Origin of the sequence: Bradyrhizobium ganzhouense (genome assembly GCF_049949285.1) — a bacterium.
GTDB lineage: Bacteria > Pseudomonadota > Alphaproteobacteria > Rhizobiales > Xanthobacteraceae > Bradyrhizobium > Bradyrhizobium ganzhouense.
This window is the reverse complement of record NZ_CP181318.1, coordinates 2,993,783-3,019,935: the sequence shown is the minus strand read 5'-3', so window position 1 is coordinate 3,019,935 and position 26,153 is coordinate 2,993,783. Positions and strand designations below refer to the sequence as shown.

Sequence of the window (26,153 nt, the reverse complement as noted above, 5' to 3'; positions counted from 1 at the left end):
ATTGACAAGAGGAACGCGCCGCCCTTCGGGCCAGGTGCATACGACCGAGGAAGCCGCAATGGCAGAACGACTCAGAGTTCACGTCGATCCCGACAAATGCCAGGGCCACGCGCGCTGCAAGGCGCTGGCGCCGGAGCTGTTCGAGCTCGATGAATACGGCAACGCCCATGAGGCCGGAGACGGCACGGTTCCAGCGGGCCTCGAAGACAAGGCCTGGCTTGCCAAATCCAACTGCCCGGAAATCGCGATCGATGTGATCGAGGAGTAGCGCGGCCCCTGCCCGCGCGCGCTTTGCGTACCTTCAGCGAACACGAGCCCCAAGGGATATTCAAGGGATTTTCCTGCCATGTCCGACGTCAGCCAGCCCACTGCCCACCCGCCCGTGACCGACTGGGTCAATGATTTCGACCACACCGACCCGCAATGGACGGACGATCCCTTCCCGATCTGGGAAGAGCTGCGCGCCGCAAGCCCGGTCGTGCATACCGAGCGCTTCCTCGGCTGCTATATGCCGACGACCTACGAGGCGGTGCGCGAGATCGCCAACGACACCGAGCATTTTTCGTCGCGCCGCATCATCGTCCGCGACGTGCGGCCCGAGGTCGCCAGGAACGCGGCCCCGCCGATCACCTCCGATCCGCCCGTGCATAAGCCGGCCAAGCAATTGCTGCTGCCGCCCTTCACGCCGGATGCGATGAAGAAGCTCGAGCCGCGGATGCGTGCGATCTGCAACGAGCTGATCGACGGGTTCATCGCCAACGGCAAGGTCGATGCCGCAGCGCAGTACAGCAAATACATCCCGGTTCAGGCCATCGCGCACATGCTCGGCATTCCCGAGAGCGACAGCGATCTCTTCATCAACTGGATCCACATGATCCTGGAGCTCGGCATCAAGGACGAGAACAAGCTGCTCCAGGCCGTGCAGGAGATGAGCGCCTATTTCAGGGCGCATATCGAGGAGCGGAGGTCGAGGCCTACCGACGATCTCATCTCCTACTTGATGAACGCCAAGGACAAGGAAGGCCAGCCGCTGGAGGAGTCGCACGTTCTGGGCTCGCTGCGGCTGCTCCTGATCGCCGGCATCGATACCACCTGGAGCGCGATCGGCTCCTCGCTCTGGCACCTCGCCCGGACGCCGGCCGATCGCGAGCGGCTGATCGCCGAGCCCGGGTTGATCCCGATCGCTGTGGAGGAGCTGCTGCGAGCCTATTCGCCGGTGACGATGGCCCGCGAGGTCGTCAAGGAGACCACCGTCTCGGGCTGTCCGGTCAAGGCGGGCAACATGGTGCTGCTGTCCTTCCCGGCCGCCAATCGCGACCCAAAAATGTTTCCGCAAGCTGATAGGGTCGTGATCGACCGGCGGGAAAACCGCCATGCCGCCTTCGGCCTCGGCATCCACCGCTGCGTCGGTTCCAATCTGGCACGGATGGAGATGCAGGTCGCGCTGGAGGAATGGCTGAAGCGGATTCCGGACTTCCGGCTCGACCCGGCAGGCACCGTGACCTGGTCCCAGGGCACGGTCAGGGGCCCCCGCCAGTTGCCATTTCTGCTTGGAAAGGCGATGTAGGCTCCCAGACAAAGGATTTCTGGGAGGCCGGACGTGACAGAGCAAGCAATCAAACCGGCCTCCGACCACATCGACATCGCCGACGCGGAGCGACGGATCAAGGCGATCTTGATCGGCTCGATCGGCAACCTCGTCGAATGGTACGACTTCTACGCCTATACGGCGTTTGCGCTCTATTTCGCTCCGGCCTTCTTCCCGGGCAGCGATCCCGTCGTCCAGCAATTGAACATTGCCGTGGTGTTCGCGGCGACGTTCCTGATGCGTCCCCTCGGCGGCTGGTTATTCGGCTATGTCGCCGACCATTTCGGGCGACGAATCTCGCTGACCCTGTCGGTCGTCTTCATGTGCTTCGGCTCGCTGATCATCGCGCTGACGCCGACCTATGCCACGATCGGCTTTGCCGCCCCGGTGATCCTGGCGCTCGCCCGCGTCATCGAAGGCTTGAGCCTCGGCGGCGAATATGGCGCCAGCGCTACCTACCTGAGCGAAGTGGCCGACCCCAAGCATCGCGGCTTCTATTCGAGCTTTCAATACGTCACGCTGATCGGCGGTCAGCTCACGGCGATCATCGTGCTCCTGCTTCTGCAAAAGGTCTTCCTGACGCCCGACGAGCTGAAGGCCTGGGGCTGGCGGATTCCGTTCGCGATCGGCGCGGCGCTCGCGATCTTCGCCGCAGTGATGCGGCGTAATCTGCAGGAGACTGAAGCCTTCGAGGAAGCCAAGAAGGTGGTGAAGCCGACCGGCTCGATCACCAATTTGCTGAAATATCCGCGGGAGCTCTTGCTCGTGGTTGGCCTGACTGCCGGCGGCACCGCGGCGTTCTACACTTTCACCACCTACATGCAGACCTTCGTAAAACTCTCGGTCGGGCTGACCGAGGACCAGACCACTTTCGTGATCTTCGGCTCGCTGATCTTCGCGACCATCCTGCAGCCGATCTATGGCGCGATCTCCGACAAGATCGGCCGCAAGCCGCTGTTGATCTTCTTCGGCGTCGCCGGCACGCTCGCGACCGTGCCGCTTCTGATGACGCTGAAAGAGACCAAGTCTCCCTTTATGGCCTTCATCCTGATCTGCGCCGCCTGGCTGTTCGTCGCCGGCTACACCTCGATCAACGCGGTGGTGAAGGCCGAGCTGTTCCCGACCAATGTCCGCGCCCTCGGCGTCGGCCTGCCCTATGCGATCACGGTCTCGATCTTCGGCGGCACGGCGCCGGCGATTGCGCTCTATTTCAAGAGCATCGGGCACGAGGAGTGGTTCTACTACTATCTCGCAAGCGTCATCTTCCTGTCGTTGATCATCTATTCTACCATGCGCGACACCAAGCATGCCTCCGCGATGCACCGCCACGAGTAGCTCATTTTCGAGTAGATCATGGCCGACGAGACGCCATCCGACAGCAAGCTGACGCGCAGCAAGGAGAAATGGGCGCGCGAGGGCCGCTTTCTCACGGGCAAGATGACGCGCCCGGAGGACCAACGGCTGCCGCCTGGCCAGCACCTGACGAAAGATTGGCCCGTGCTCGATCTCGGGGTCATGCCGCCGGTCTCGCGCGAACGCTGGCGGCTCGACGTCTACAGCGCGATCGAGAATCCCCTGTTCTGGACCTTTGCGGAGTTCGCCGCGCAGAAGCAGGACCAGTTCACCTCCGACATCCATTGCGTGACGACCTGGTCGCGTTACGACAATGAATGGGAAGGGCTCGCGACGCGCGAGCTGCTGGCGGCCTGTCAGCCGCGCGACGATGCACGCTTCGTGGTGCTGCATTCCTATGACGGCTACACCACCAACCTCGCGCTGGAAGACTTTGCCGCCGAGGACGCGCTGCTCGCCCATAGCTGGTCAGGCCAGCCGCTGTCGGACGAGCATGGCGGCCCGGTGCGACTTGTCGTACCGCATCTCTATTTCTGGAAGAGCGCCAAATGGCTTCAGGCCATCGAATTCGTGACCGACGATGCGCCGGGTTTCTGGGAAGTTCGCGGCTATCATAATCGCGGCGATCCATGGGCCGAGCAGCGCTATTCGGCCGACTAGGGTCAAACAAGAACGGGAGAAGCCCATGCCGACGGAACGCTTTCAATTCACCGGCGAAGGCGGCCATCAGCTCGCAGCCGCGCTGGAGCTGCCTGACGGCGAGCCCGCGGCCTATGCGTTGTTCGCGCACTGCTTCACTTGCGGCAAGGACACGCTCGCGGCCAAGCGCATCTCCGTCGCGCTTGCCGCCAAAGGCGTCGCGGTGCTGCGCTTCGACTTCACCGGGCTCGGCTCCAGCGAAGGCGATTTCGCCAATTCGACGTTCTCCTCCAACGTCGCCGATCTCGTGCATGCGGCCGATCATCTGCGCGCGACCCGCACGGCACCGTCGATCCTGATCGGTCACAGTCTCGGCGGCGCGGCGATCCTGGCGGCCGCTGGAAAGATTCCAGAAGCCAAGGCGGTCGTAACCATCGCGGCACCGTCCGATCCGGCTCACGTTACTGGCATGTTCAGGGAACACGTCGACGCGATCCGCGCACAGGGCGAAGTCGAGGTCTCGCTCGCGGGTCGTCCGTTCCGGATCAAGCGCGAGTTCCTCGACGACATCGCCGAGCACGAATTGATGAAGGACGTCGCCGGTTTGCATAAGGCGCTGCTGGTGATGCAGTCACCTATCGACGACACCGTCGGCATCGACAATGCAACCAAGATCTTCGTTTCGGCAAAACACCCCAAGAGCTTCGTCTCGCTCGACCATGCCGATCATCTCCTGACCAAGCCGGTCGATGCGCTCTACGCGGCCGATGTGATCACGGCCTGGGCGAGCCGCTACGTTGAAGTCGCAAAACCCGCACAGGCCTCAAGCTCTTCGGACGAGCCGCGAAGGGTCGTGGTGCAGGAGACCCGTAAGAGCAAGTTCAACCAGTTCATCACCGTCGGACCGCATCATTTGGTTGCGGACGAACCGCTTGCGGCCGGCGGCCAGGATGCCGGTCCCGGGCCCTATGATTTCCTGCTGGCCGGTCTCGGCGCCTGCACATCCATGACCATGCGCCTCTATGCCGACCGCAAATCGCTGCCGCTCGATCGCGTCACGGTCACGCTGAAACATTCAAAAATCTACGCCAAGGATTGCGCGGAGTGCGAGACGCAGGACGGCATGCTCGACCAGATCGAGCGCGACATCGCAATGGATGGCGCGCTCGATGCCGAGCAGCGCAAGAAACTGATGGAGATCGCCGACAAGTGCCCGGTGCACCGGACGCTGACCTCGGAGATCCGCATCGTGACCAATGCCGTGGACTAGCGCAACTGCCTAGAAGCAGGCGGCCATCGTTCGTACCGCAGCGCTGATCTCGCTCTCGCGCCAGGCCGCAAAGCCGAGCAGCAGGCCGTGATCACGCGGCCGGCCAAGCGCCAGGCTGGACAGGGCTCGCGTCACAACGCCCGCTTCGCCCAGCCGCTTGACCGTCGCCTGATCGGTGCGACCGCGCTTGAGGCGCGCGACGAGCTGGATGCCGCCAGAGGGCACCTCGGCCGTGAGCACCTCGCCAAGATGGCGCTCCAATCCCTCCACGAGATGATCGCGGCGCGCGTGATAGAGCCGGCGCACCCGGCGCAGATGCGCCAGGAAATGCCCATCCGCAATGAACTCGGCGAGCGCTTCCTGGATGTGACTGGAAGCGATCAAGCCGATATGCCGCTGCGCGATCTCGAATGTGCTGACCAATGCCGGCGGCACGACGAGATAGCCGAGCCGGATATCCGACGTCATCGCCTTCGAGAACGTGCCGACATAGAACACGCGGCCATGGGCATCGAGCCCCTGCAAGGCTGGCACCGGCCGGCTGTCGTAGTGGAATTCACCGTCGTAGTCGTCCTCGACGATCCAGGTCTTGCCGGGCGTGCTCAGCCGAAGAAACTCGGTGCGGCGGGACAACGACATCAGCCGTCCGGTCGGATGCTGATGCGACGGCGTCATGAAGATGAGCTTTGGTGCAGCCATCCCCGGCATCCGCTGCATGCCCTGCTCGTCCAGCCTCATGCCTGTCACGCGCGCGCCGGACGCGCGGAAGGCAGCCGCAGCGCCGGGATAGCCGGGGTCCTCGACCCAGACCTCGTCGCCCGGCGTGATGAGCGAGGCCGCAATCAAGGTCAGCGCAGCCTGCGCGCTGGGCAGGATCATGATCTGATCAGCCGTGGCACGAACGCCTCTGCCGCTCGCCAGATAATGCGCCAGCGCCTCGCGCAGGCGTGTGCGGTTGACCGGACCGAGTTCACGCTTGGCCGCACGCATGGCACTGCGGCGCAGGCAGCGCGCCCAGACCTCGTTCGGAAACTCTCTGAAATCACCATGTCCCGGACGCAACGGCTTTAGCGGTGCCTGATAGGACATCGGCCAGTCAGCCTGCTCGAGCTTCGAAGCCCACGGCGAGAGCCGCGTCTTGGAAGAGCGGACGCTCGAAACGGCTTCGTCGGCCCCTTCGATGCGCTCACCGCTATCGATTGTCACCACAGGACGACGGCCGTGCGACGCCTCGAGATATCCTTCGGCGGCAAGCTGCTCGAACGCATAGGTGACGGTGTTGCGGGAGACGCCGAGATCGCTCGCAAGCCGGCGGCTCGACGGCAGCGCGCGGCCTTTGGCGAGGCGGCCGGTTGCGATCAGGCTCCGGAGCTGGCTGGTCAGCTGCGCCACCAGTCCCTCTTCCTCGGCCCTATTCAGGTCGATCAGGCCGGAGATCATGCTTTCCGAAACTGGCACCTTATTCCTTTCAAATCTGGCACTTTTTCAGGTTCCAGCCCGGATGCTATCCACCAGATCGGACTGCTTCAAGGACCTTGCAATGAACACTTCCCTCTCTCCACGCACGGCAATCGGGCTGTTCCTCATCGTCGTGCTCGCCTGGGGCGTGAACTGGTCGATCACGAAGCAGCTCGTGCAATTCCTTCCGCCCCTCTGGACGTCGGCGATCCGGAGCTGGATCGCGCTGGCTGGCTTGTTCGTGATCCTGGGACTGAGCAACAATCTGGTGATCCCGGAGCGGCGTGACATTCCTGTGGTCTTGAGCGTGGCGCTGCTGCACATGACGGTGTTCTCGGTCCTGGTTGCGGCCGGTGTGCGCTTCCTGCCCGCGAGCAAGGCGATCGTGCTCGGCTACACCACGCCGCTCTGGGTCGCGATCGCCGCGCCCCTGCTCGGGAAGGATACCCTGACCGCGCCAAAGCTCGCCGGCGCTTTGCTCGGACTGATCGGCCTTGCCGTGATCCTGAACCCGACGTCGATCGACTGGACCAATAGCAACGTCGTGCTCGGCGCCGGCATGGTGATCTTGGCCGCGATCTCCTGGGCCGCGAACATCATCTATATCCGTGCGCATCGCTGGATCGCGTCCCCACTCCAGCTTCTGATCTGGCAGGTGCTCGTGGCAACCATCGTGCTCACAGCGTCGGCATTGATCACGGATGGCCTGCCGCACGCGGAATGGTCGTGGAAGCTCGTGCTGCTGTTCCTGTACTCTGGCTTGATCGGAACAGCGCTGGCCTATTGGGCAATGTCGATGGTCAACAAGAGCATCTCGGCCCTGACGACCGCGCTCGGCACCACCGGGACGCCGCTCGTCGGCATCGCCAGTGCGGCAATATTGCTGGGTGAGCCGATCGACATGAGCCTTGTCATTGCAGCCGCGCTGATTGTGACCGGCATTGGCCTTGCGACGCTGGGCGACCGGCTGCTGCGCCGTCAGGCCACGGCGAGCGGTTGAACGCGCAAGCTACCGCGCAGGCCTGCCGTCGTACCGAGCAGGATGCCGGCGACCGCAATGAACGAGCCCAGCGCGAGCGTCGAGATGCCCGTGAGCCCCTGCCCGATCGAGCAGCCAAACGCCATCACGCCGCCGATCCCCATCAGCACGGCACCGCCGGCCGATCGCAGCATGTGGCGTGGCGATGAATAGCCTTCGAGATGGAAGCGGCCCGTGGCGAGCGCAGTCACCAGACTGCCGGCGAAGACGCCGGCAACGGTCGCGATGCCGAAATTGAGCGTCAGGCCCGTCGAGAGCATCGCGTATTGCAGGCTATCGGCGATTGGCGCGACGAAAGTGAGCGACGTTACGGGGACGGGATTGAAGTCGTCTGCACCGAGATAGCCGGTAACGTACCAGCCACCGGCGACAAGCAGACCGACGATGATGCCCGCCGCGATCTGGCCCGGCGAGCGGCGAAACGCTGGATGGGCGAAAGCAAACAGGATCAGCGCGGTGACGATCGCAGCTGCGGAGAGCACGCGAGAAAGAGCTTCACCGAGACCAACCATCGCCAACAGTGCGGGCAGCGAATTGGCGCTGACGGTGGTTTGGGAAACCTGAACCAGCGCAATGCGCGCCGGCGCAATCAGGCCTTTGAGCGTCATCTGCGCGGCAATGGCGAGCACGATCACGACGACGAAGGAACGGAGATTGCCGCGGCCGAGCAGCACCAGCGCGCGCGAGCCGCAGCCGTTCGACAGCACCATGCCGTAGCCGAACAGCAAGCCGCCGAGGAACAGCACCGGCACCGAAAAGGTCGCTTGCAGATAAATCGACTTGCCGAGGTCGACCATGCCCTTGCCGGCGAGGAACTGGCTCGCGGCAATCGCAACGGCAATTGCCAGCGCATAGGACCGCACCAGCCGCCCATCCCCCTTCGCCAGCCAGCCGCGCATGCTGCTCATCAGGCAGAAGCCGCTGAGCAGGCCGACGGCACCATAGATCAGGCCGATGACGAGGCCGGCGAGGATGACGAGTTGGGCGGGTAACTCCATGATTACGGCTTCAGGATCACGCGGTCGCGCGAGGAGCCGGCGACTGCGACATAGGCTTCCTTCGCGCGCTCGAGCGGATAGATCGCATTCGCCTTGATCGGGAACGGCTGCAGCTGGCCGCCCGCAAAGCCCGGACCGAGATCGTGCAGCACGGCGCCCGTTGCAGCCGACGACAGCCCGAGCGTGTCGACGCCGACATAGGTGTGCTGCCCCCGGTAGAATTCGAGGATGTTGAACTGCACGATGCGGTCGATCGCTGCGATCAGGATCTGGCGACCACGCAAGCCGAGCGACTTGTGCGCGGCCTGGAAATAGGGATCGCCAACCGTATTGAAGACGATGTCGGCGCCCTTGCCGCCGGTCAATTCGCGCACGCGTGTGGCGACATCGACTGTGGAAGCGTCGATCACCTCGATCGGCGCATTGCTGTGGCCTTCATAAGCTTCCGGCTTGCGCACCACACCGATGACGCGCGCACCCTGCCAGGTCGCGATCTGCACCGCAGCCTGACCGACCTTGCCGTTAACGCCGAACACGAGCACGGTTTCACCGGGCTTTGGAATGCCGGCGCGACGAAAACCTTCCATGGCGGTGACAAAGGGCACGCCGATGCCGGCGGCCTCCTCCCAGGACACGGTCTTCGGCTTCTCCACCACGGCATCGGCCTCGACCACGAGATGGGTTGCGTGCGTCCCGTCGCAACGAATGCCGAGATCACCGGAGGAGCCGAACACTTCGCGACCGACCGTGCCGACCGGCCCGTCGATCACCACGCCGGCGTAATCACGGCCGGGTGTGCGCGGGAAGACGGCATAGGGCATCAGTCCGGTGGCGGCCTTGACGTCGGACGGATTGACGGCCGCGGCCTTCACCTCGATCACGAGATCGTTCGGGCCGCGCGTGAGAGCATGGCGCTCGACAACTGGCGCAATTGCAGCCGCGTTTTCGGCCTTGGCGTTGAGGCGAACGCAACGCGCCTGGACGGCTTTGGGATCGACTAATGACATGAAAAGACCCGCGATTTCTCGCGGGCCTTGTCGCTCCTACGGGTGGTCAAGTCAATCCGCCAAGTCAGTCCTTGGGCCGCTTGTCGTAGAGGCGCTTGGCCTTGCCGAGCGACCGCTCCAGCGTGGCCGGCGCAACCACCTGCACCCTGGAGCTAACGCCGATCGTGTTCTTGATGTGGGTCGAGATCCGGTCGGCATGGTCGACGAGGCCCCTTCCGTCCCAGCTCTCGGGCCGTGCCTCTGCGATGATGGTCAGCTCATCCATCCGGCCTTCGCGGGTCAATTCGAGGATAAAGTGACCGCCGCACCAGTCGGTGGCGAGCAGCACCTCCTCGATCTGGGTCGGGAACAGGTTGACGCCGCGCAGGATGATCATGTCGTCCGAGCGGCCCGTCACCTTCTCCATGCGCCGCATGCCCGGCCGCGCGGTGCCCGGCAACAGCCGCGTCAGGTCGCGGGTGCGATAGCGGATCACCGGGAAGGCTTCCTTGGTCAACGAGGTGAAGACCAACTCGCCCTTCTCGCCGTCCGGCAGGACCGCGCCGGTCACGGGATCGATCACTTCGGGGTAGAAATGATCTTCCCAGATGTGCAGGCCATCCTTGGTCTCGATGCACTCCTGCGCGACGCCCGGGCCGATCACCTCTGAGAGGCCGTAGATGTCGGTCGCGTCCATGTCGAAGGCGTCCTCGATCTCGCTGCGCATGGCGTTGGTCCAGGGTTCGGCGCCGAAGATTCCGACCTTGAGCGAGCACTGGCGCGGATCGAGCTTCTGGCGCTTGAACTCGTCGAGGATCGCCAGCATGTAGCTCGGCGTCACCGTGATGATATCAGGGCGGAAGTCGTTGATGAGCTGCACCTGCCGCTCGGTCATGCCGCCCGAGATCGGCACCACCGTGCAGCCGAGCTTCTCGGCGCCGTAGTGCACGCCGAGACCGCCGGTGAAGAGGCCATAGCCATAAGCGTTGTGGATGATCATGCCGGTGCGGCCGCCGGCGGCACGGATCGAGCGCGCCATCACCTCGGACCAGGTGTCGATGTCTCGCTGCGTATACCCCACGACGATTGGCTTACCCGTCGTGCCGGAGGACGCATGCACGCGCACCAGCTTTTCGCGTGGCACTGCGAACATGTCGAAGGGATAATTGTCGCGCAGATCCGTTTTCACGGTGAACGGAAATTTCGCAAGATCAGACAGCTCGCGAAAGTCGGACGGATGCACGCCGGCCTTATCGAAGGCCTTGCGATAATGCGCGACGTTGTCGTAGGCGTGCTTCAGCGACCAGGCGAGGCGCTGCGTCTGCAAGGCCTTGATCTCGTCGCGCGAAGCGCGCTCATGCGCGTCCAGCTCAGCCCTGTAGGTCTGGCCGCCTTCCTTCAGCTTCGTCGAAGCCATCCTCGTTTCCCCACACTGGTTCGTTCTTTTTCTTTATCGATCTTGCGCCGGCAGCCACGCGCCGGGAATGACACGCGAATGCCCGCGGAATTCAGCGATGACAGTGTCACCCGCGGTGACGCGCACGTCGTAGATGCCGGAACGGCTGCCACGGGTGACCTCCTTCGCTTTCGCGACGAGGCGATCGCCGAGCTTGCCCGGCTTGATGAAGGTGATGTGGCCTTGTGCAGCCACGACACGGTCATTGTGCGAGTTGCAGGCAAAGGCGAAGGCGGAATCGGCGAGCGTAAAGATGAAGCCGCCATGGGCGATGCGCTGGCCGTTGACCATGTCCGGCCGCACCGTCATGGCGAGCGTCGCAAAACCCGGCCCGACCTCGACGATCTCCATGCCGAGGCCTTTGGAAGCATCGTCCTCCGCCCACATCGCATCGGCGCAGGCGCGGGCAACATCCTCAGGCGTCAGTGCGGCTTTGACGTTCACGCGCTTCTCCCGGCGAAATGCTTGCTCATGATGTTCTGCTGGTTGGCCGACACTGTCAAACGTGGTCGTAATCGACCACGACCCGCTCCGACGATGGCTTGGCCTGGCAGGTAAGGACAAACCCGGCTTTCAGCTCCCAGGGCTCCAGCGAATAGTTGAGGTCCATCGGAGCCTCACCCTCGACCAGCTTTGCCCGGCAGGTCGAGCACATCCCGCCCTTGCAGGCGAAGGGTAGATCGACGCCGGCGCGCAACGCAGCATCGAGGATCGCCTCGTCCTCGGCGACCGGCACATCGCGGCGCTTGCCGTCAATAATCAGGGAGGCAATCGCCTTCGGTGGCGCATCGGCGATAACGGCTTTCTTCGGCCTTGGCTTGCCGCCGAACTCGGAGACGAAGCGCTCGACATGAATGCGATCATGAGCGATGCCGATATCGCGACAGCTCGCCTCGATATCCTCGCTCATGCCAAGCGGCCCGCAGACGAAGACGTGGTCGACACTGTCAGCCGGAACCAGCGAGCGCAGCAGCACTCTCACCTTGTCGCCATCGAGCCGGCCATGCAGGATCGGGATGTCCTGCTCCTCGCCCGAGATGACGTGGAAGATCGAAAGGCGATCGATGAAGCGATCCTTCAGCTCCTCCAGCGCCTCGAGGAACATGATGTTGTCGGTCGCGCGGTTGCCGTAGAACAGGAAGAAGCGGCTGTCGGGCTCGCGCGCCAGCACGCCCTTCACGATCGACAGGATCGGCGTGATGCCGGAGCCCGCGGCAAAGCCGACATGGATGCGGCCGGTCTCGGCCGGCGGGACCACGCCGAAGCGACCGGTCGGCGTCATCACATCGAGCTCGTCGCCGCGCTTCAGCTCGTCGGCCGCCCAGCTCGAGAACGCGCCGCCGTCGACCTTCTTCACGGCGATGCGGATTTCGCCGTCGTCGGGGCCGGAGCAGATGGAATAGGAGCGCCGAACCTCCTCGCCGTCGAGTGTAGTGCGGAGCGTGAGGTACTGGCCGGGCATGAAAGCGTAATCGCTGGCGAGTTCACCGGGGATGGTGAACGTCATCGAGACAGCGTCCGACGCCTCGCGGCGGAGATCGTTGACGGCCAGGCGATGGAAGCGCGGTGCGGCTGCTGACATGGTCAATGACACTTGAAATAATCAAAGGGTTCGCGGCAGGACTTGCAGCGCCACAGCGCCTTGCAGGAGGTCGAGCCGAATTCGGACAGCAACTCGGTCATCTCCGAGCCGCATTGCGGGCACGCAACCGCCTGTTCTCCAAACAATGCGCGGCGCGAGCTCGCGGCCTGCGGCGGCGCGATGCCGTAGGCGTGCAGCTTGCGGCGGCCCTCTTCGCTCATCCAGTCGGTGGTCCAGGCCGGCGACAGCACGGTGCGCACTTTTGGCTCGCGGAAGCCGGCGCGCTCCAGCGCAAGCTCGATTTCGAGTGCGATCATGTTCATGGCCGGGCAACCCGAATAGGTCGGCGTGATCGCAACCTCGACATGGTCGCCGTCGAGCACGACATCGCGCAGGACGCCGAGGTCAGCAATCGTCAGCACCGGAATTTCCGGATCGACAACGCTCGCCGCGGCATCCCAGGCGCGCCGGTGCAACTCGGTATCGCCTTCGAGCACCATTACCATGTCGCCCCCGGGAAGGTTCGCTGCATCGATTGCAGCTCGCTGAGGAGATGGCCGAGATGCTCGCTGTGCCGGCCGGTTCGGCCGCCCTGCTGCATCCAGTCGCTCTGTGGCAGCTCAAGCGTGGCTTCGCCGAGGACATCGGAGAGCACCTTCAGCCAGCGACCGCGCAAGGTGCCGGGATCCACGGCGATACCGGCATGAATCAGAGCACGTTCGCCCTCATCGACGGCAAACATCTCACCGGTGAAGGCCCAGAGATGATCAATCGCCGCTTGCGCCCGGGCGTGACTTTCGTCCGTGCCGTCGCCCAGCCGGATGATCCACTCCGAGGAATGGCGCAAATGGTAGGCGCTCTCCTTCTCCGACTTCGCGGCAATGGCGGCCAGCGTCGTATCGCGCGAGCTCATCATCGCGCGCCAGTAGAGATCGGCGAAAGCGGAATAGAAAAACTGCCGCACCAGGGTCTGGGCGAAATCGCCGTTGGGCTGCTCCACCAGAAGCAGATTGCGATATTGCCTGACGTCGCGCAGGTACGCGAACTTGTCCTCGTCGTTGTCCTTGCCTTCGGCCTTGGCGGCGTAGCTGTAAAGCTCGCGCGCCTGGCCGATCAGATCGAGCGCGATGTTGGAGAGCGCCATGTCCTCTTCCATCATCGGCGCGTGCCCGCACCATTCCGACAGCCGATGGCCGAGGATCAAAGCATCGTCGGCGCGACGCAGCGCGTAGAGCACCAGCGGCGTTTCGGAGACCTGGATGTTGGCGACCGGCATCACATGTGCCCCACTTCGTCCGGCACTTCATAGAACGTCGGATGCCGGTAGATCTTCGATTCCGCCGGCTCGAACATCATGCCCTTCTCGGCTGGATCGCTCGCGGTGATCGCGGTCGACGGCACGACCCAGATCGACAGGCCCTCGCCGCGCCGGGTGTAGATGTCCCGGGCGGCCTGAAGGGCCATGGTGGCGTCGCTCGCATGCAGCGAGCCGACATGCTTGTGGGCGAGCCCGTTGCGGCTGCGAATGAAGACTTCCCACAGCGGCGTGTTCGGCGTGGCCATTTTTGATCTCCCTATTCCGCGGCTTGGGCGGTCTGACGCTGCGCGCGCTTCGCCGCATAGGCGGCTGCGGCCTCACGCACCCAGGCGCCCTCGTCGTGCGCCTTACGGCGCGCGGCCACGCGGTCCCGGTTGCAGGGGCCGTTGCCGGCGAGCACCTGCTTGAACTCGCTCCAATCAATCTCGCTGTAGCGCCAGTGGCCGTCGGCATCCTGAATCATGCCGGCATCGGGAATGGTGAGGCCGAGATATTGCGCCTGCGGCACCGTGGCATCGACGAATTTCTGACGCAGCTCGTCATTGGAGAAGCGCTTGATCTTCCACTTCGTCGAGGTGTCGCTGTGCTGGCTGGTGGCATCGGGTGGGCCGAACATCATCAGCACCGGCCACCACCAGCGGTTCAGCGCATCCTGCGCCATCGCCTTCTGCTCGTCCGAGCCGCGGCACAGCGTCAGCATGATCTCGTAGCCCTGGCGCTGATGGAATGACTCCTCCTTGCAGACGCGGATCATCGCGCGCGCATAGGGGCCATAGGAGCAGCGGCACAGAGGAATCTGGTTCATGATCGCGGCGCCGTCGACCAGCCAGCCGATGGTGCCGATGTCAGCCCAGGTGAGCGTCGGATAGTTGAAGATCGAGGAATATTTGGCCTTGCCGGCCAGCATGGCATCGACCAGCTCTTCGCGCGACGTGCCGAGTGTTTCAGCCGCGGCGTAGAGATAGAGACCATGGCCGCATTCATCCTGCACCTTGGCCAGCAGCGCCGCCTTGCGGCGCAGCGACGGCGCGCGGGTGATCCAATTGCCTTCGGGCAGCATGCCGACGATTTCGGAATGGGCGTGCTGGGAGATCTGGCGGGTGAGCGTCTTGCGATACGCCGCCGGCATCCAGTCGTTCGGCTCGATGCGCTCCTCGGCATCGATGCGGGCCTGGAAACGTGCCGCCTGGCCGGCATCCTCGACGTTCCGGTCGTCGGCATCCGCCATATTGAGCGCCTGGGTATACATGCGCGTCCTCCCGATTTGTTGGGAGACAACATATAACACAAATTAGTTCATGCAAGATATTTCTGTAACATAAAAATCAGACACCAAATCTCCGCTCCAGGAGCTTTCGTGCCGGCGGCAGTGGCCCCTTTTCGTTGGTTCCATGGCTATCAAGCCATTGTTCGGACGGAGCAAGCAGCGCACGATAGATCTCACCGCAGAGCTCACGGGCGGCCCTGCCCGGCCAATCCGCCGGCAGCAGGCTCTCGGGCAGCAGCGGATCACGCAGCACGACGCGGCGGTAATGGTGGATCAGCAGGACGCGTGCGGTGAAGGCGTCGGCCTCGGACAAATCCGTGCCGCGCGCGAGTGCGGTGCGAAGCGGTTCAAAGGTCTTCATGAATTTCAGATAGGCGTCGGCGGTGCGCGTCAACGGCCAGCTCGCGCTGAGCAGGCGGCGCCCGCTATCATCCTCGGCCGAGACTTCGAGACGAATGGCGCCGGCGGCTTCCTCCGGCACGGGCACGCCGGACGGCGCGACCCAGACCCCGGGAAGCGGACTTCCGAAGCCAGCGTTGCGCAGCGCCTCGCGCGAGGCATCGCGGTCCTCGCCATTGGCGATCAGCAGCAGCTCGAAGCGCCCGGTCCAATCGGACTGCGGCGGATCGTAGATGTGACGCGTCGCGGCCTCGAAAGTCTGGCGTCCTTTGTCGGCGAGACGGTAGAAGCTATTGCGGCCGACCTTTTCACGCGTCAGCCAGCCATCGGCGGCCAGACGCGACATCGCCGTCCGCACCACGCCGCTGTCGATGGCGAGGCCTTCAAAAAATTCCAGCAGCGTGCCGAGCCAGACCGAGCCGCCGCGCGGCACGATGGCGTCGCCAAACACCGTGATCACGATGGAGCCGGTGCGCGACGGTTCGCGCTTGAGCTGGTCGACGATACGAGAGAGCGGATGCGCCATGCGCGAGGCATAGCGCGTTTGGTGCCGGCACGACAATGGACGGGAGCGACGCTTGCGGCGACGGCGACACCTCTTCTCCCTCGCCCCGTTCTTACGGGGCGAGGTGAAAAACAGCGCTACCTGTGCGGATCGGGATAGACCAGGCTACGCCAACCGCTGCGGTCGAAGGGCTGCCACGCGCCTTCCTTCTGCGCCAGGCGATCGGCGACGGCGTAGACCGCGGCGGGGTGATGCCCCATGCCGCAATGGCTGCTCTCGATCTCGATGCTCTCGGTCTGCGCGCCCGATTTCTCCATGCAACCCTGCCAGGCGCAGACGCCATCGGTGCGGCTGAAGATGGCGGTGGTCGGCACCGGCGGCGGCACGGCGAGCTCGCCCCCGAACTCGGGATCGACCTCGTCGGACTTGCGCCCGCTGGCCCATTCATAGACGCGCCAGGCATTGGTCGACCGTGGATTGCCGGCAAAGGGGCTGCCGAGCGTGATCACCTGGCGGACGCGCTCGGGCATCATCTTGGCGAGCTGGCGCGCATAGAGGCCGCCAAGGCTCCAGCCGACCAGGCTGATCTTGCGGCCATGCTTGTCGCTGAGCTCGTGGACCAGATCGACCATCGCGTGCTGCACGCCCTCGCGCAGGCCATAATTGCGACCCTGGCGCCAACCGCTCACCGCATAGCCCTTGCTGCTCAGAAAGGTGCGCAGCGCGCGCGTGGACTCGTCAGAGGCAACAAGGCCCGGCAACACCAGCACCGCATGCCCGTCGCCGCGCGGCGCAAGGCTCAGCAGCGGCAGCGCGCCGAGGAATGCGCCGAACTCGTGGATCGCGCGCCCTTCCAGAAACATCAGAGTACGGGACGGCGGACGCAGCGTCTGGGCAGTAGCGGTCATCAATGGATCCCCTCGGGAGGCGCCGGCCGCGATGCCGGCAATGGGCATGAATTCCAATACGCCGGCTTCTTGAACGTTCCGCAGCGCAACATGAATCAGCTAGGCGGCCGGTTGCTGACATTCAAGCCGGTGCAGCACTGCGCCACAATAGGCCCAGGCGTTAATGCTACCGGCCGTGACGCAAAAGTCACAACAATCGGAGTAGGAATTCTACGGAGTACAGCGCAAGACCGGCGAGGCCACCGATCAGCGAGCCGTTGAAGCGGATGTATTGCAGGTCGCGCCCGATATTGATTTCGATCAGCGAAATCAGCTGCGCCATGTCCCACGCCTTGACCTGGTCGGAGATGAAGGTCGAGACGCCGCTCTTCTGGTCGGCAACGAAGCTGCGCAGCACCGTCACCAGGCCCTTGTTGATCTCGCCGCGCAGCTCGGCATCGCCGGCGAGCGCATCGCCCGCCGAAACGAACATGCCGGCGAGATGATGCTGCAGCACTTGCGTTTCGCCTGACGCGCTACGCTCGATGAAGGAGCGCGTGTTGGCCCAGACGGTGCGGGCGAGATCGGCAAGCTCCGGACGCGCCAAGAGATCGCGCTTCAATCCGTCGATACGGTCGATGTAGGCCTGGTCGGTGCCGAGCCGGTCGACGAAGCTCAGCACCATGCGGTCGAACTCGCCGCGGAACGGATGCTTGGGGTCGCTGCGCACCTCGTTGAAGAAAGCGGTGGCGGACGCCACGATCTTATTCACCAGAAACTTGTCGGCGCGGTAGAGCCTGAGCAGCGTCGGCAACTCCGCGCGCACTTTCTCGCGGATCATCGCCATCGTCTCTTTCTGGTTCAGCGTCTCGTGCATGACGCGCAGGAGATCGTCGAACAGGATCTGGTGGCGTCCTTCGGCCACGAAGCCGCGCAGCGTGCCGGCTGCGAGCGGCGCAAGATCGATCGCCTGGAGCTGCGAGGACATGCGGCGGATGATGAAGGTCATCAGGCCCGAGCTCTCCGTGGCGGAGACCGCCTCCGGCAGCAGGCGTAGCGCGAAACGCGCCAGATTGTCGCTGCGCTTGCGATCGCGCAGCCAGTCGGCGACGAAGGAGCCGAAATCGATCTCCTTCAGCTTGGCCTCGACCGGACCCGCCTCGAGGAAATGCACCTGGATGAATTCGCCGAGCTTGTCGGCGATGCGAGCCTGGTTGCTCTGGATGATCGCGGTGTGCGGGATCGGCAGGCCGAGGGGCCGCTTGAACAGCGCGACCACGGCATACCAGTCCGCGAGCCCGCCGATGGTTGCGGCTTCCGCGAAGGCGGCGACGAAGCCGAACACGGGATGCACGGGCAACAGCCACTTCGCGACGATGAACAGCAGAAGCGTCGAGGCCAGCACCAGCGTCGCCAGCGCTTTCACACGGCGCAGCTCGGCCGCGCGTTCGGCATCGCCGGGAGTGTCGAAGGAAAAGGTGGCGGGTGGGGTCATCACTGCATCACCCTACTCCGTCATTGCGAGCGAAGCGAAGCAATCCAGAGTCTTTCCACGAAGGCAGACCGGATTGCTTCGCTTCGCTCGCAATGACGGCGGCGCAAACAAAAGGCCCGCCGAAGCGGGCCTCAAATTTCAGTTGGTACTCAGGGCGCCAGATCAGGCGGTCTTGGTGTAGACCTTGGCAAAGTTGTCCTGAGCGGACTTCGCACCGTTGGCGGCAAGCTTGCCGAGATAGTCGGTGGTCGCCTTGGCGCGCGAGACGAAGGCTTCGCCCTGGGCGCGGAGCAGGCCCGACTGGATCTCGAGAGCTTCGCTGAACGACTTGGCGGACGCGAGCTTGTCGATGCCCGAGAAGAACGCCTCGGCGTCCTCATAGATCGCCTGCTGGATGTTGCGGCTGATCTTGCCGGCCTCAGCGACGGATTCGGTCACCGCGTTCTCGACGGCGGCGGTCACGCGCTCGGAGCCAGCGAAGGCCTCGGCAGCACGGTCCTTGGCGGTGGTGGCAGTCTTCTTGACGAACTCGCGGGCAGCCTCAGGAACTTCCAGGTTCTGGATGTTCTTGAACGCGTCCTTGAAGCCTTCGAAAGCGGTGTTGGTTTCGGTGGTCATTGGGGTCTCTCCATCCTCATTGGGTTGAGCTATGGGCTCACCCCGTCCGGTTGTGGCCCGGGGCACGGCTTATATGGCACAGTTAATTGTGCGATGCAATATTCGTATTGCACTGCGATATCACGAAATCGTGAACAGCCTTAATGCGAGGCAATTTGGCGCCTCCCTGGCCATTGAGTTCCCGAACGGCCTCAACAGGACCGAACGGCGGCCCTAGTGCTGGACGGCGCCTGGCAGCCCGTAGGCCTCCATCTGGGCCTGGACCTGCGCGATGTTGTGGCCGAGCACCACGATGTCGTGGGTCTTGCCACCGACATCCCTGACATGGTCGCGCAGCAGCGCCTCGGCCTTGAAGCCGAGGCTCTCGAACAGCGCGATCGCCGCCTGCTGGTCGACTGTCATCTGGACCGAGAGCTTTTCGAGGCCGGCGCCGAGCGCGAGCGCAAAGGTCTCCTGCGACAGCGCCTTCCCCACCCCCTTCCCGCGTACGTCCTGCGACACCACCATGCGAATCTCGCCGACATGGGGCGACCAGGAGTGAGGGTCGCGCACCAGCGTGCCGCAACCGACGACCTTGCCGTCTTTCACCGCGAGCAGGCTCTGAATGGCGCCGCGCTCGATCTCCTTGACCCAGGCGGACAGCACCTTCGGCTCGCTGATGTTGCGCGGCAGGAACAGCAGGTCATGGGTCGGCAGGCCCTTGCCGAAGGCGAGCACTGCGGCCTCGTCCGCAGGCGACATCAGGCGGATCTCGATATCGCCCGCGTCGGTCTTGACGTGACGCGGATAGGAACGCTGCTCACTCATGTCGATCTTGTCCCCAGCCAGGAATCCAGTTTCGGCCAAAGCCGCTTCACCGCGTTCGCGCCGGCGACGAGAGAGACGTGACCGCCTTTCAGCATTACCTCTTCCTTGTCTGCGGAGCCGATCTTCGCAATCAGATGCTTGGCGGCGTCATATGGCACGATGTGATCGTGCTCGGCGACAGCGTGCAGCATCGGCACCTTGATGTTCTCGAGCTTCGCTAGCCGTCCGCCGACCGACATGGTGTCATTGTAGAGCTTGTTGTCCCACATCAGGTCCTTGGTGATAGTGCGGAAATACTCGCCCGCCAGCGGCAGCGTGTCGGTCGCCCAGCGGTCGAACATCCGGTACGATTTCACGAACTCATCGTTCCAGATGTTTTCCCAGAGCTGGATCTGGCTGACCGTGCGCGAGGCCGGACGCAGCATCTCGAACGATGACAGGATCATCTCCGGCGGGACGTTGCCGACGCTGTCGACGAGGCGGTCGACGTCGAAATAGCGGCGGTCGGAGAAATTCGAGAATAGCTTCATCTCGCGGAAGTCGATCGGCGTGGTGAAGCAGATCAGATTCTTCATCGGCCCGTCCGGGAAGATCGAGCCATAGAGCAGCGACAAGACGCCACCGAAGCAATAGCCGATGACGGAGACATCCTGCTCGCCGGAATCGGCCTGCACACGGCGTACGCAATCCGGGATGAAGTCGAGGACGTAGTCCTCCATCCGTAGGCTCCTCTCCTCCGGCCGCGGCGCGCTCCAGTCGAGCATGTAGACGTCGTAGCCGCGCTTGAGCAGGAATTCGATGAAACTCTGGCCCGGCACGAGATCGAGGATGTAGCCGCGATTGGTCGTCGCCATGACGACCAGCACCGGCACGCGGTAGATCTCGTCCGACATCGGCCGATAGTGGTAAAGGCTCATCGTGCCACGCGAATGCAGCACGTCTTTTGGCGTCGATCCGAGCGTGGGACCCGAGGTCGAGAAATATTCGACGCCCTTGATGCTGCGCTGGATCGCGCGCTGCACCTCGGACTGGATGCGTTCCGGGATTGCTGCGAAATCAAGTCCCGTCGGCGCGTTCATTTTTGCTCTCCGCCTTCGGATGGCGGACGCTTGGTGCGCGGCGGACGCGGCGCGACGCCGATCTGCGCATCGCCCGAATTAGTCGACATCTGGCTCAGCATCGACTTGATCTCGCCGATCTGGCCTTCGATGGCTTGCAGCCGTTCGGCGATGCCTGTCATCTGCTCGCGGCTCGGCAGGTTCATCGAGAGCAGGTACTTCTCCATGAGGTCGCCGAACTGCTTCTGAGCGCCCGCAGCAGCGCCACCGGCGCGATTCATTGCCTGCGAGAATTCAGGCGTCTCCATCGCCTTGGTGGCGAAGGAATTGAACCCCTTCTCCATGTCGCCGACCATCTTCTGCCACAAGGCGACTGGATCGGTGATCTTGTCGGTCATTAGCGTCCTCCCAATGTGGAGGGCTTGTGCCCTTCTTTTCCCGCCATACCACACCGTTGCGGCGTGCCGGTCAACCGGCAAGCGGCGGGTGCCGCGCACACCGCTTCTTTGCCGCGGGAAACCGTGCGATACAGCATTGATCAAAAGCCAAGGGAACACGCCTGTGAACGCTCATCAGCCGCCCCAGACCCTCCGCGCCAACGGCATCGACATTTGCTACGAGATTTTCGGCAACGACAATGCCGAACCGCTGCTGCTGATCATGGGGCTCGGGGCGCAGATGATCCATTGGGACGATGGGTTCTGCGAACAGCTCGCCGCGCGGGGCTTTCGCGTGATCCGGTTCGACAACCGCGACATCGGCAAGTCCAGCCATCTGGCCGGCGGCGCGCGGCTGACGCCGCTGGAGCTGCTGAAGCTGAGGTTCCTGAAGATTCCAGTCGCAGCCACCTACAAGCTGATCGACATGGCGAAAGACACCGTCAGCCTGATGGATGCGCTCGGCATCAAGTCCGCACATCTCGTCGGCGCGTCCATGGGCGGCATGATTGCGCAGGAGGTAACCCTGTCGTTTCCACAGCGCGTGCGCTCGCTGACCTCGATCATGTCGACAACAGGCAATCCGCGTCTGCCGCCGCCGAGCCGCGAAGCGACCGCGGTGCTGATGGCGCCGCCGCCGCGCAGCAAAGAAGAGTACATCGCGCGCTTCTGCCGGAACTGGACCGTGCTGCGCGCCGGCTCGTTCCCTGAGGAAGAAGCACTCGATCCCGGCCGTGCCGAACGCACGTTCGCGCGCGGGCTCAATCCGGCCGGCGTCGGCCGACAGCTCCGCGCCGTGCTCGCCTCCGGCAGCCGCAAGGAGCGGTTGCATGGCGTCAAGACGCCGACGCTGGTGATCCACGGCACCGTCGATCCGCTGGTGCGGCCTGAAGGCGGCAAGGACACCGCGGCCTCGATCCCCGGTGCAAAGCTGTTGATGATCGAGGGCATGGGCCACGCGCTGCCGGCACGGTTCTGGCCCGAGGTCATCGACGCCATCGACAAGCACGCGCATGGCGCAGCGGCGCAGGCGGCTTAGCCCTTCTTCGCGATCCAGATCACGTGGCGCGCGCCGCCGCCCCTGCCGGTGGCGCGCACATTGACCTCGTTGACGTCGAAGCCGGCGCTGCCGAGACGCTTGGTGAATGCGGGGTTCGGTCCCGACGACCAGACAGCGAGCACGCCGCCCGGCCGCAACGCCATCTTCGCCGCCTTCAGCCCGCTCGCGCTGTAAAGCGTGTCATTGCCCTTTCTTGTCAGCCCTTCCGGCCCGTTGTCGACGTCGAGGAGAATCGCGTCGAAGGTCGAGCCCTTCGCCCGGATGATTTCGCCGACGTCGATCTCCCGGATGCTCACCCTGGCATCATCGAGGCTGTTGCCGAAGACCTCTGACATCGGGCCTCGCGCCCAGGCGACGACCGCCGGCACGAGCTCAGCGACCACGATCTTCGCCTTAGCTCCGAGCACAGTGAGCGCCGCACGCAGCGTAAAGCCCATGCCGAGGCCGCCAATGAGAATGACGGGCTTGGCAACTGTCTCGATCTGCTTCGCCGCGAGCGTCGCGAGCGCGGCTTCGGAGCCCGACAGGCGGTTGTTCATCAGCTCGTTGGTGCCGAGCTTGATCGAAAACTCCTTGCCGCGCCGCATCAGGCGGAGCTCCTCGTCGGAGCCGGGGATTTTGGCGGTATCGATCTTTTCCCAGGGAATCATGCGTGAGCTTTAGCACGATTGGGCCGGCGGTCACCCTCCCGCCCAGACGTCGAGCACATAGCGGTTCTTCGTGCCGAGCTCGTCGATCCAGCGCGCGCCCGCGGCCGCATCGCTGCCGCTCTTTTCGCGATAGATCGCGACCAGCGCGGCTTTGACATCGGGCTCCATCTTGCCGCCATCGCCGCAGACATAGATGATCGCGCCCTGCTCGATCAGCCGCCAGACCTTGTCCTTCTGCGCGGCGAGGACGTGCTGCACATAGGTCTTCGGTCCGTCCGCGCGCGAAAACGCGGTGAACAGTTCGGTGATGCCGCTGGCCGACAGCGTCTTCAGCTCATCCGAATAGAGAAAATCCTGGTCGGGATGACGGCAGCCGAAGAACAGCACGGCGGGGCCGAGCGCGGCCCCCTTGGCCTTGCGCGCAGCGCGCTCCTGCAGGAAGCCGCGGAACGGTGCGAGCCCCGTGCCCGGGCCGATCATGATGATTGGCACGGACGGATCATCCGGGAGCCGGAAGCCGGCTTTGGTCTCGCGCACGGCGGCATAGATCGCATCGCCCGCGCGGCGGTCGCTAAGATAGTTGGAGCAGATGCCCTTGTAGAGGCCGCGGCCGGACGCAGCCGGTCCGCCGACCACGCCGACGGTGACGCTGCAACGAACTGGGTCGACCGACGGCGAGGACGAGATCGAATAATAGCGCGGCGCGAGCAGCGAGAGCATTTCGAGGTAGGCGTGGAACGGCAGCTCGCAGGCCGGATATTCGGACAGCAGATCGAACACCGATTTGCGCCTGGCCAGGATCTCGGCGCGGTAGCGCTCGCCCGCCTCGGCATCGTCACCGACAAAGGCCAGCAGTTTCGGCCTGGTCACCGGGCAGCGCGTGTGCTCCGCCATGATCTGGATCTGCTTGCGTGTCGCCACCTGCTGAAGCTCGACGAAATCCGTCAGCAACTGGCCGATCGAAACGCTGTCGCCGACCGGCAATTGGGCGCGGCGTCCTTCGGCGACCTGCAACCTGATCTGATCGGCCGGCAGGAAGCCGAAGCGGCGCGCAACGGCGTCGACCAATGCCGGATCGTTGCGCGGCACCACGCTGAGATGGTCGCCGACGCGGTAGCTCGCGCCCTGCGGCAACTGCACCTCGATGTGCCGCGTCGAGCGCTCGGACGGATTGGGGCCACTCTTGTTCTGAAGCTCGTTATTGACGAGCACCTTCATCGCGACGGCGCCGCCCAGCGCCGCAATCGCATTGACCGCGCCCGGCGCCACCGGCTCAACCTTGTAGAGCGGCTGGTCGTCGGTGCTACGGCTGAAATCCGAGGTGAGCCCCCATTCCTTCATCGCGGCAGGCGCTGCAGCAGCGAACCATTTCTCGAACTGGCCGTCGAGATCGCTCCTCGCATCACCCTCGCCGCGCGCATAGAGACTGCGCGCACCGCGGGCGGCAAGCTGTTCGTCGATGAAGCGCGGCACCGACTGATAGGTCGCGGCCCAATCGCTGTTGCCACAGCCGAACACGGCATAGCGCACCTTCGCGAGCGCGTCCTTGGCGACGTCGCCGTGCAGCCATTTGACGAATTCGGTGGCGTTGTCAGGCGGCGCGCCGTTGTAGGAGGCGCAGAAGATCAGCACACCGCCCTCGTCCGGCAACTTGCCGGCATGATCGTCGAGCGGCGCGAGCTTGGTGGCAAATCCGTTGACTTCGGCAAGGTCGGCAACACGCGTTGCCAGCTCTTCCGCCGTGCCGAGATTGGAGCCGTAGAGCAACAGCAGCGGCGTATTATGTCCCGGCCGTGTGGTGACGCGCGGCGTGGTGGTGCCGGCACTCGTTGCTGCTACCGCGGGGCCACCATAAGCACCGCGCTCGCGATCAGCCCGCGGGCGCACCTTGATCTTGAAGCCTTCCGGCTTCATCGTCAGCGTTTCCTTCAGGTGCATCTGGTAACGCTGATGGTCGATCAGCCTGAAGCGCTGGAGGATCATGCCGAGCGCGAGCGCGGCCTCGTGCATGGCGAAGCCGCGGCCGATACAGGCGCGCTGGCCGTTGCCGAACGGTTTCCAGGCATTGATCGGCCGTTTTGCCTCAGCCTCGCGACTGAAGTTTTCGGGATCGAAAGCGTCGGGATTGGGCCCCCAGACGCTGGGATCGCGATGCAGCGCGGTTACCAGGATCGTGGTGAATGTGCCTTTCCTGAGCTTGTACTTGCCGCCGATGGTCTCGTCTTTGAGCGGCGAGATGCCATAGGCCGGCGCCGGCGGCCACAGCCGCAGCGCCTCTTTCAGGATCTGCGTGATGTAGGTGAGCTGCGTCACCTGCTGATAGGTCGGCTTGGCATTGACGTCCGGGCCGAAGACGCGGTCGACCTCGTCATAGGCCTTCTTGAGAATGTCCGGATGCTTGAGCAGCGCATAGAGCGTGTAGGACAGCAGGCCGCTGGTGGTCTCGTGGCCCGCGATCAGGAACGTGTTGATCTGGTAGCGGATGTTGACATCGTCGAGCTGCTCGCCTGTCGAGCGATCGATGCCGGTCATCATCGCGGCCAGCATGTCCTTCTTGTCGTCAATTCCTTCGGCACTCTTGCGGCGCTCGGCGATGATCTCGTCGACCATCTTGTTCATGAAGTCGACGTCTTCGCCCAACGTCTTCCGCCGCTTCTGCATCCAGAGCTGCTCGAACGGCAGGCCGCGCGTCATCATGATGGTTTCAAGTGAGCGCACCAGCGACTCGACGAAAGGGTGGTAGTCGCGCCGGTAGAACGAGTTGAAACGGTAGTCGAAGCCGCACAGGCCGATCGTGTCCAGCGTCAGCGCCGTCATGTCGTGGACGACGTCGATTTCGTCGTCAGCGTTCAGACGCTCCCATTTGTGGACGAGCTGCTCGGCGATATCCACCATGCTCGGGTGGTAGGACTGCATGGCTCGGTTGCCGAACGGCTGGAGCAGGATATTGTGCGCCTTGCTCCAGTTCGGCTCCCTGGTATCCGCGGTGAACAAGCCGTCGCCGCCGACCGCGCGCACGCGCCGCAACGCGCCGCGCACGGCCTTGTCGAAGCGCTTCTCGTCGGAGAGCTCGTCAACGAGATCGTGGCCGGAGACGACGACGATCGGCGAGCCCATCATGTCGAGCCAGAAGATCGGGCCGAGCTCCTTGGCAAGCCGCGTCAGGTTCTGCACCGGTGCTGCCGAATCCAGCGACAGCATGTTGCCGACCACCGGCTTGGTCGGCGGATGCGGAATCGGATCCAGACGATTCTTCGATGACATTGCTACGCTTCCCCCGCTC

The 26,153-nt window shown here is 64.0% G+C and carries 26 protein-coding genes; 7 read left to right on the top strand and 19 right to left on the bottom strand.

The genetic code is table 11. The annotated features are described in order from the left end of the window. The first annotated feature begins 58 nt into the window (after positions 1-58). The 5 genes from ACLFLU_RS13840 (at position 59) to ACLFLU_RS13820 (ending at position 4,850) form a co-directional block, all read left to right on the top strand. The gene (locus ACLFLU_RS13840) at positions 59-268 is read left to right on the top strand and encodes a ferredoxin (protein WP_426412728.1); all 210 of its coding nucleotides are present in this window, start codon (positions 59-61) and stop codon (positions 266-268) included. Between the two features lie 78 nt (positions 269-346). Beyond that, complete coding sequence (locus ACLFLU_RS13835) at positions 347-1,567, top strand: cytochrome P450 (RefSeq protein WP_426412727.1); 1,221 nt, start codon at positions 347-349, stop codon at positions 1,565-1,567. Positions 1,568-1,600: 33 nt separating this feature from the next. Next, positions 1,601-2,923, top strand: coding sequence for an MFS transporter (locus tag ACLFLU_RS13830; RefSeq protein WP_426412726.1), 1,323 nt, complete (start codon positions 1,601-1,603; stop codon positions 2,921-2,923). Between the two features lie 18 nt (positions 2,924-2,941). After that, on the top strand, positions 2,942-3,601 hold the full coding sequence (locus tag ACLFLU_RS13825) for a sulfite oxidase-like oxidoreductase (RefSeq protein WP_426412725.1): 660 nt from the start codon (positions 2,942-2,944) through the stop codon (positions 3,599-3,601). A gap of 25 nt (positions 3,602-3,626) precedes the next feature. Further along, positions 3,627-4,850 carry an alpha/beta fold hydrolase gene (locus tag ACLFLU_RS13820; protein WP_426412724.1) on the top strand — a complete coding sequence of 408 codons (1,224 nt, stop codon included), beginning with the start codon at positions 3,627-3,629 and terminating at the stop codon, positions 4,848-4,850. A 9-nt stretch (positions 4,851-4,859) separates the two neighbouring features. Here the strand turns inward: ACLFLU_RS13820 and ACLFLU_RS13815 are convergent, their stop codons facing one another. Further along, positions 4,860-6,290, bottom strand: a complete 1,431-nt coding sequence (locus tag ACLFLU_RS13815; protein ID WP_426413987.1) for a PLP-dependent aminotransferase family protein — start codon at positions 6,288-6,290, stop codon at positions 4,860-4,862. 100 nt (positions 6,291-6,390) lie between these two features. Here ACLFLU_RS13815 and ACLFLU_RS13810 point away from each other — a divergent pair, with 100 nt between their 5' ends. After that, positions 6,391-7,308 carry a DMT family transporter gene (locus ACLFLU_RS13810; protein ID WP_426412723.1) on the top strand — a complete coding sequence of 306 codons (918 nt, stop codon included), beginning with the start codon at positions 6,391-6,393 and terminating at the stop codon, positions 7,306-7,308. Here ACLFLU_RS13810 and ACLFLU_RS13805 read toward each other — a convergent pair. The 16 genes from ACLFLU_RS13805 to ACLFLU_RS13730 all read right to left on the bottom strand — a co-directional run bounded on the left by ACLFLU_RS13805 (position 7,287) and on the right by ACLFLU_RS13730 (position 21,121). Continuing rightward, positions 7,287-8,345 carry a YeeE/YedE family protein gene (locus ACLFLU_RS13805; protein WP_426412722.1) on the bottom strand — a complete coding sequence of 353 codons (1,059 nt, stop codon included), beginning with the start codon at positions 8,343-8,345 and terminating at the stop codon, positions 7,287-7,289. The genes ACLFLU_RS13810 and ACLFLU_RS13805 overlap by 22 nt on opposite strands. 2 nt (positions 8,346-8,347) lie before the next feature. After that, on the bottom strand, positions 8,348-9,352 hold the full coding sequence (locus tag ACLFLU_RS13800) for a quinone oxidoreductase family protein (RefSeq protein WP_426412721.1): 1,005 nt from the start codon (positions 9,350-9,352) through the stop codon (positions 8,348-8,350). 64 nt (positions 9,353-9,416) lie between these two features. Then, positions 9,417-10,748, bottom strand: a complete 1,332-nt coding sequence (paaK, locus tag ACLFLU_RS13795) for a phenylacetate--CoA ligase PaaK (RefSeq protein ID WP_426412720.1) — start codon at positions 10,746-10,748, stop codon at positions 9,417-9,419. Positions 10,749-10,781: 33 nt separating this feature from the next. Next, positions 10,782-11,231, bottom strand: coding sequence for a hydroxyphenylacetyl-CoA thioesterase PaaI (gene paaI, locus ACLFLU_RS13790; protein WP_426412719.1), 450 nt, complete (start codon positions 11,229-11,231; stop codon positions 10,782-10,784). 55 nt (positions 11,232-11,286) lie between these two features. After that, positions 11,287-12,369 (bottom strand): 1,2-phenylacetyl-CoA epoxidase subunit PaaE, encoded by a 1,083-nt coding sequence (gene paaE, locus ACLFLU_RS13785; protein WP_426412718.1) that lies wholly within the window; start codon positions 12,367-12,369, stop codon positions 11,287-11,289. Between the two features lie 2 nt (positions 12,370-12,371). After that, a complete protein-coding gene (gene paaD, locus ACLFLU_RS13780; protein ID WP_426412717.1) occupies positions 12,372-12,875 on the bottom strand; it encodes a 1,2-phenylacetyl-CoA epoxidase subunit PaaD in 504 nt (167 codons plus the stop codon). After that, on the bottom strand, positions 12,869-13,645 hold the full coding sequence (paaC, locus tag ACLFLU_RS13775; RefSeq protein WP_426412716.1) for a 1,2-phenylacetyl-CoA epoxidase subunit PaaC: 777 nt from the start codon (positions 13,643-13,645) through the stop codon (positions 12,869-12,871). The genes paaD and paaC overlap by 7 nt, the downstream gene beginning before the upstream one ends. Then, a complete protein-coding gene (gene paaB / locus ACLFLU_RS13770; RefSeq protein ID WP_080136639.1) occupies positions 13,645-13,932 on the bottom strand; it encodes a 1,2-phenylacetyl-CoA epoxidase subunit PaaB in 288 nt (95 codons plus the stop codon). Before paaB ends, paaC begins: the two co-directional genes overlap by 1 nt. Before the next feature lie 11 nt (positions 13,933-13,943). After that, positions 13,944-14,936, bottom strand: coding sequence for a 1,2-phenylacetyl-CoA epoxidase subunit PaaA (gene paaA / locus ACLFLU_RS13765; RefSeq protein WP_426412715.1), 993 nt, complete (start codon positions 14,934-14,936; stop codon positions 13,944-13,946). 76 nt (positions 14,937-15,012) lie between these two features. Further along, the gene (paaX, locus tag ACLFLU_RS13760; RefSeq protein ID WP_426412714.1) at positions 15,013-15,879 is read right to left on the bottom strand and encodes a phenylacetic acid degradation operon negative regulatory protein PaaX; all 867 of its coding nucleotides are present in this window, start codon (positions 15,877-15,879) and stop codon (positions 15,013-15,015) included. Positions 15,880-15,995: 116 nt separating this feature from the next. After that, a complete protein-coding gene (locus ACLFLU_RS13755; RefSeq protein ID WP_426412713.1) occupies positions 15,996-16,766 on the bottom strand; it encodes an esterase/lipase family protein in 771 nt (256 codons plus the stop codon). Between the two features lie 187 nt (positions 16,767-16,953). Then, entirely contained in the window at positions 16,954-18,240 is a 1,287-nt protein-coding gene (locus ACLFLU_RS13750) for a DUF445 domain-containing protein (protein WP_426412712.1), read from the bottom strand. 162 nt (positions 18,241-18,402) lie between these two features. Next, positions 18,403-18,858 (bottom strand): phasin, encoded by a 456-nt coding sequence (locus ACLFLU_RS13745; RefSeq protein ID WP_426412711.1) that lies wholly within the window; start codon positions 18,856-18,858, stop codon positions 18,403-18,405. Between the two features lie 213 nt (positions 18,859-19,071). Continuing rightward, positions 19,072-19,665 (bottom strand): N-acetyltransferase family protein, encoded by a 594-nt coding sequence (locus ACLFLU_RS13740; RefSeq protein WP_426412710.1) that lies wholly within the window; start codon positions 19,663-19,665, stop codon positions 19,072-19,074. After that, positions 19,662-20,744, bottom strand: a complete 1,083-nt coding sequence (locus ACLFLU_RS13735) for an alpha/beta fold hydrolase (protein WP_426412709.1) — start codon at positions 20,742-20,744, stop codon at positions 19,662-19,664. The genes ACLFLU_RS13740 and ACLFLU_RS13735 overlap by 4 nt, the downstream gene beginning before the upstream one ends. Further along, positions 20,741-21,121 (bottom strand): hypothetical protein, encoded by a 381-nt coding sequence (locus ACLFLU_RS13730; protein ID WP_426412708.1) that lies wholly within the window; start codon positions 21,119-21,121, stop codon positions 20,741-20,743. The genes ACLFLU_RS13735 and ACLFLU_RS13730 overlap by 4 nt, the downstream gene beginning before the upstream one ends. A 163-nt stretch (positions 21,122-21,284) precedes the next feature. Here ACLFLU_RS13730 and ACLFLU_RS13725 point away from each other — a divergent pair, with 163 nt between their 5' ends. Further along, positions 21,285-22,199, top strand: coding sequence for an alpha/beta fold hydrolase (locus tag ACLFLU_RS13725; protein WP_426412707.1), 915 nt, complete (start codon positions 21,285-21,287; stop codon positions 22,197-22,199). Here the strand turns inward: ACLFLU_RS13725 and ACLFLU_RS13720 are convergent. Together ACLFLU_RS13720 and ACLFLU_RS13715 are read right to left on the bottom strand one after the other, a co-directional pair. Then, positions 22,196-22,870, bottom strand: a complete 675-nt coding sequence (locus tag ACLFLU_RS13720) for a spermidine synthase (protein WP_426412706.1) — start codon at positions 22,868-22,870, stop codon at positions 22,196-22,198. The two genes, ACLFLU_RS13725 and ACLFLU_RS13720, sit on opposite strands and share 4 nt — an antisense overlap. A 30-nt stretch (positions 22,871-22,900) precedes the next feature. Continuing rightward, the gene (locus tag ACLFLU_RS13715; protein ID WP_426412705.1) at positions 22,901-26,134 is read right to left on the bottom strand and encodes a bifunctional cytochrome P450/NADPH--P450 reductase; all 3,234 of its coding nucleotides are present in this window, start codon (positions 26,132-26,134) and stop codon (positions 22,901-22,903) included. Positions 26,135-26,153: the final 19 nt, after the last annotated feature.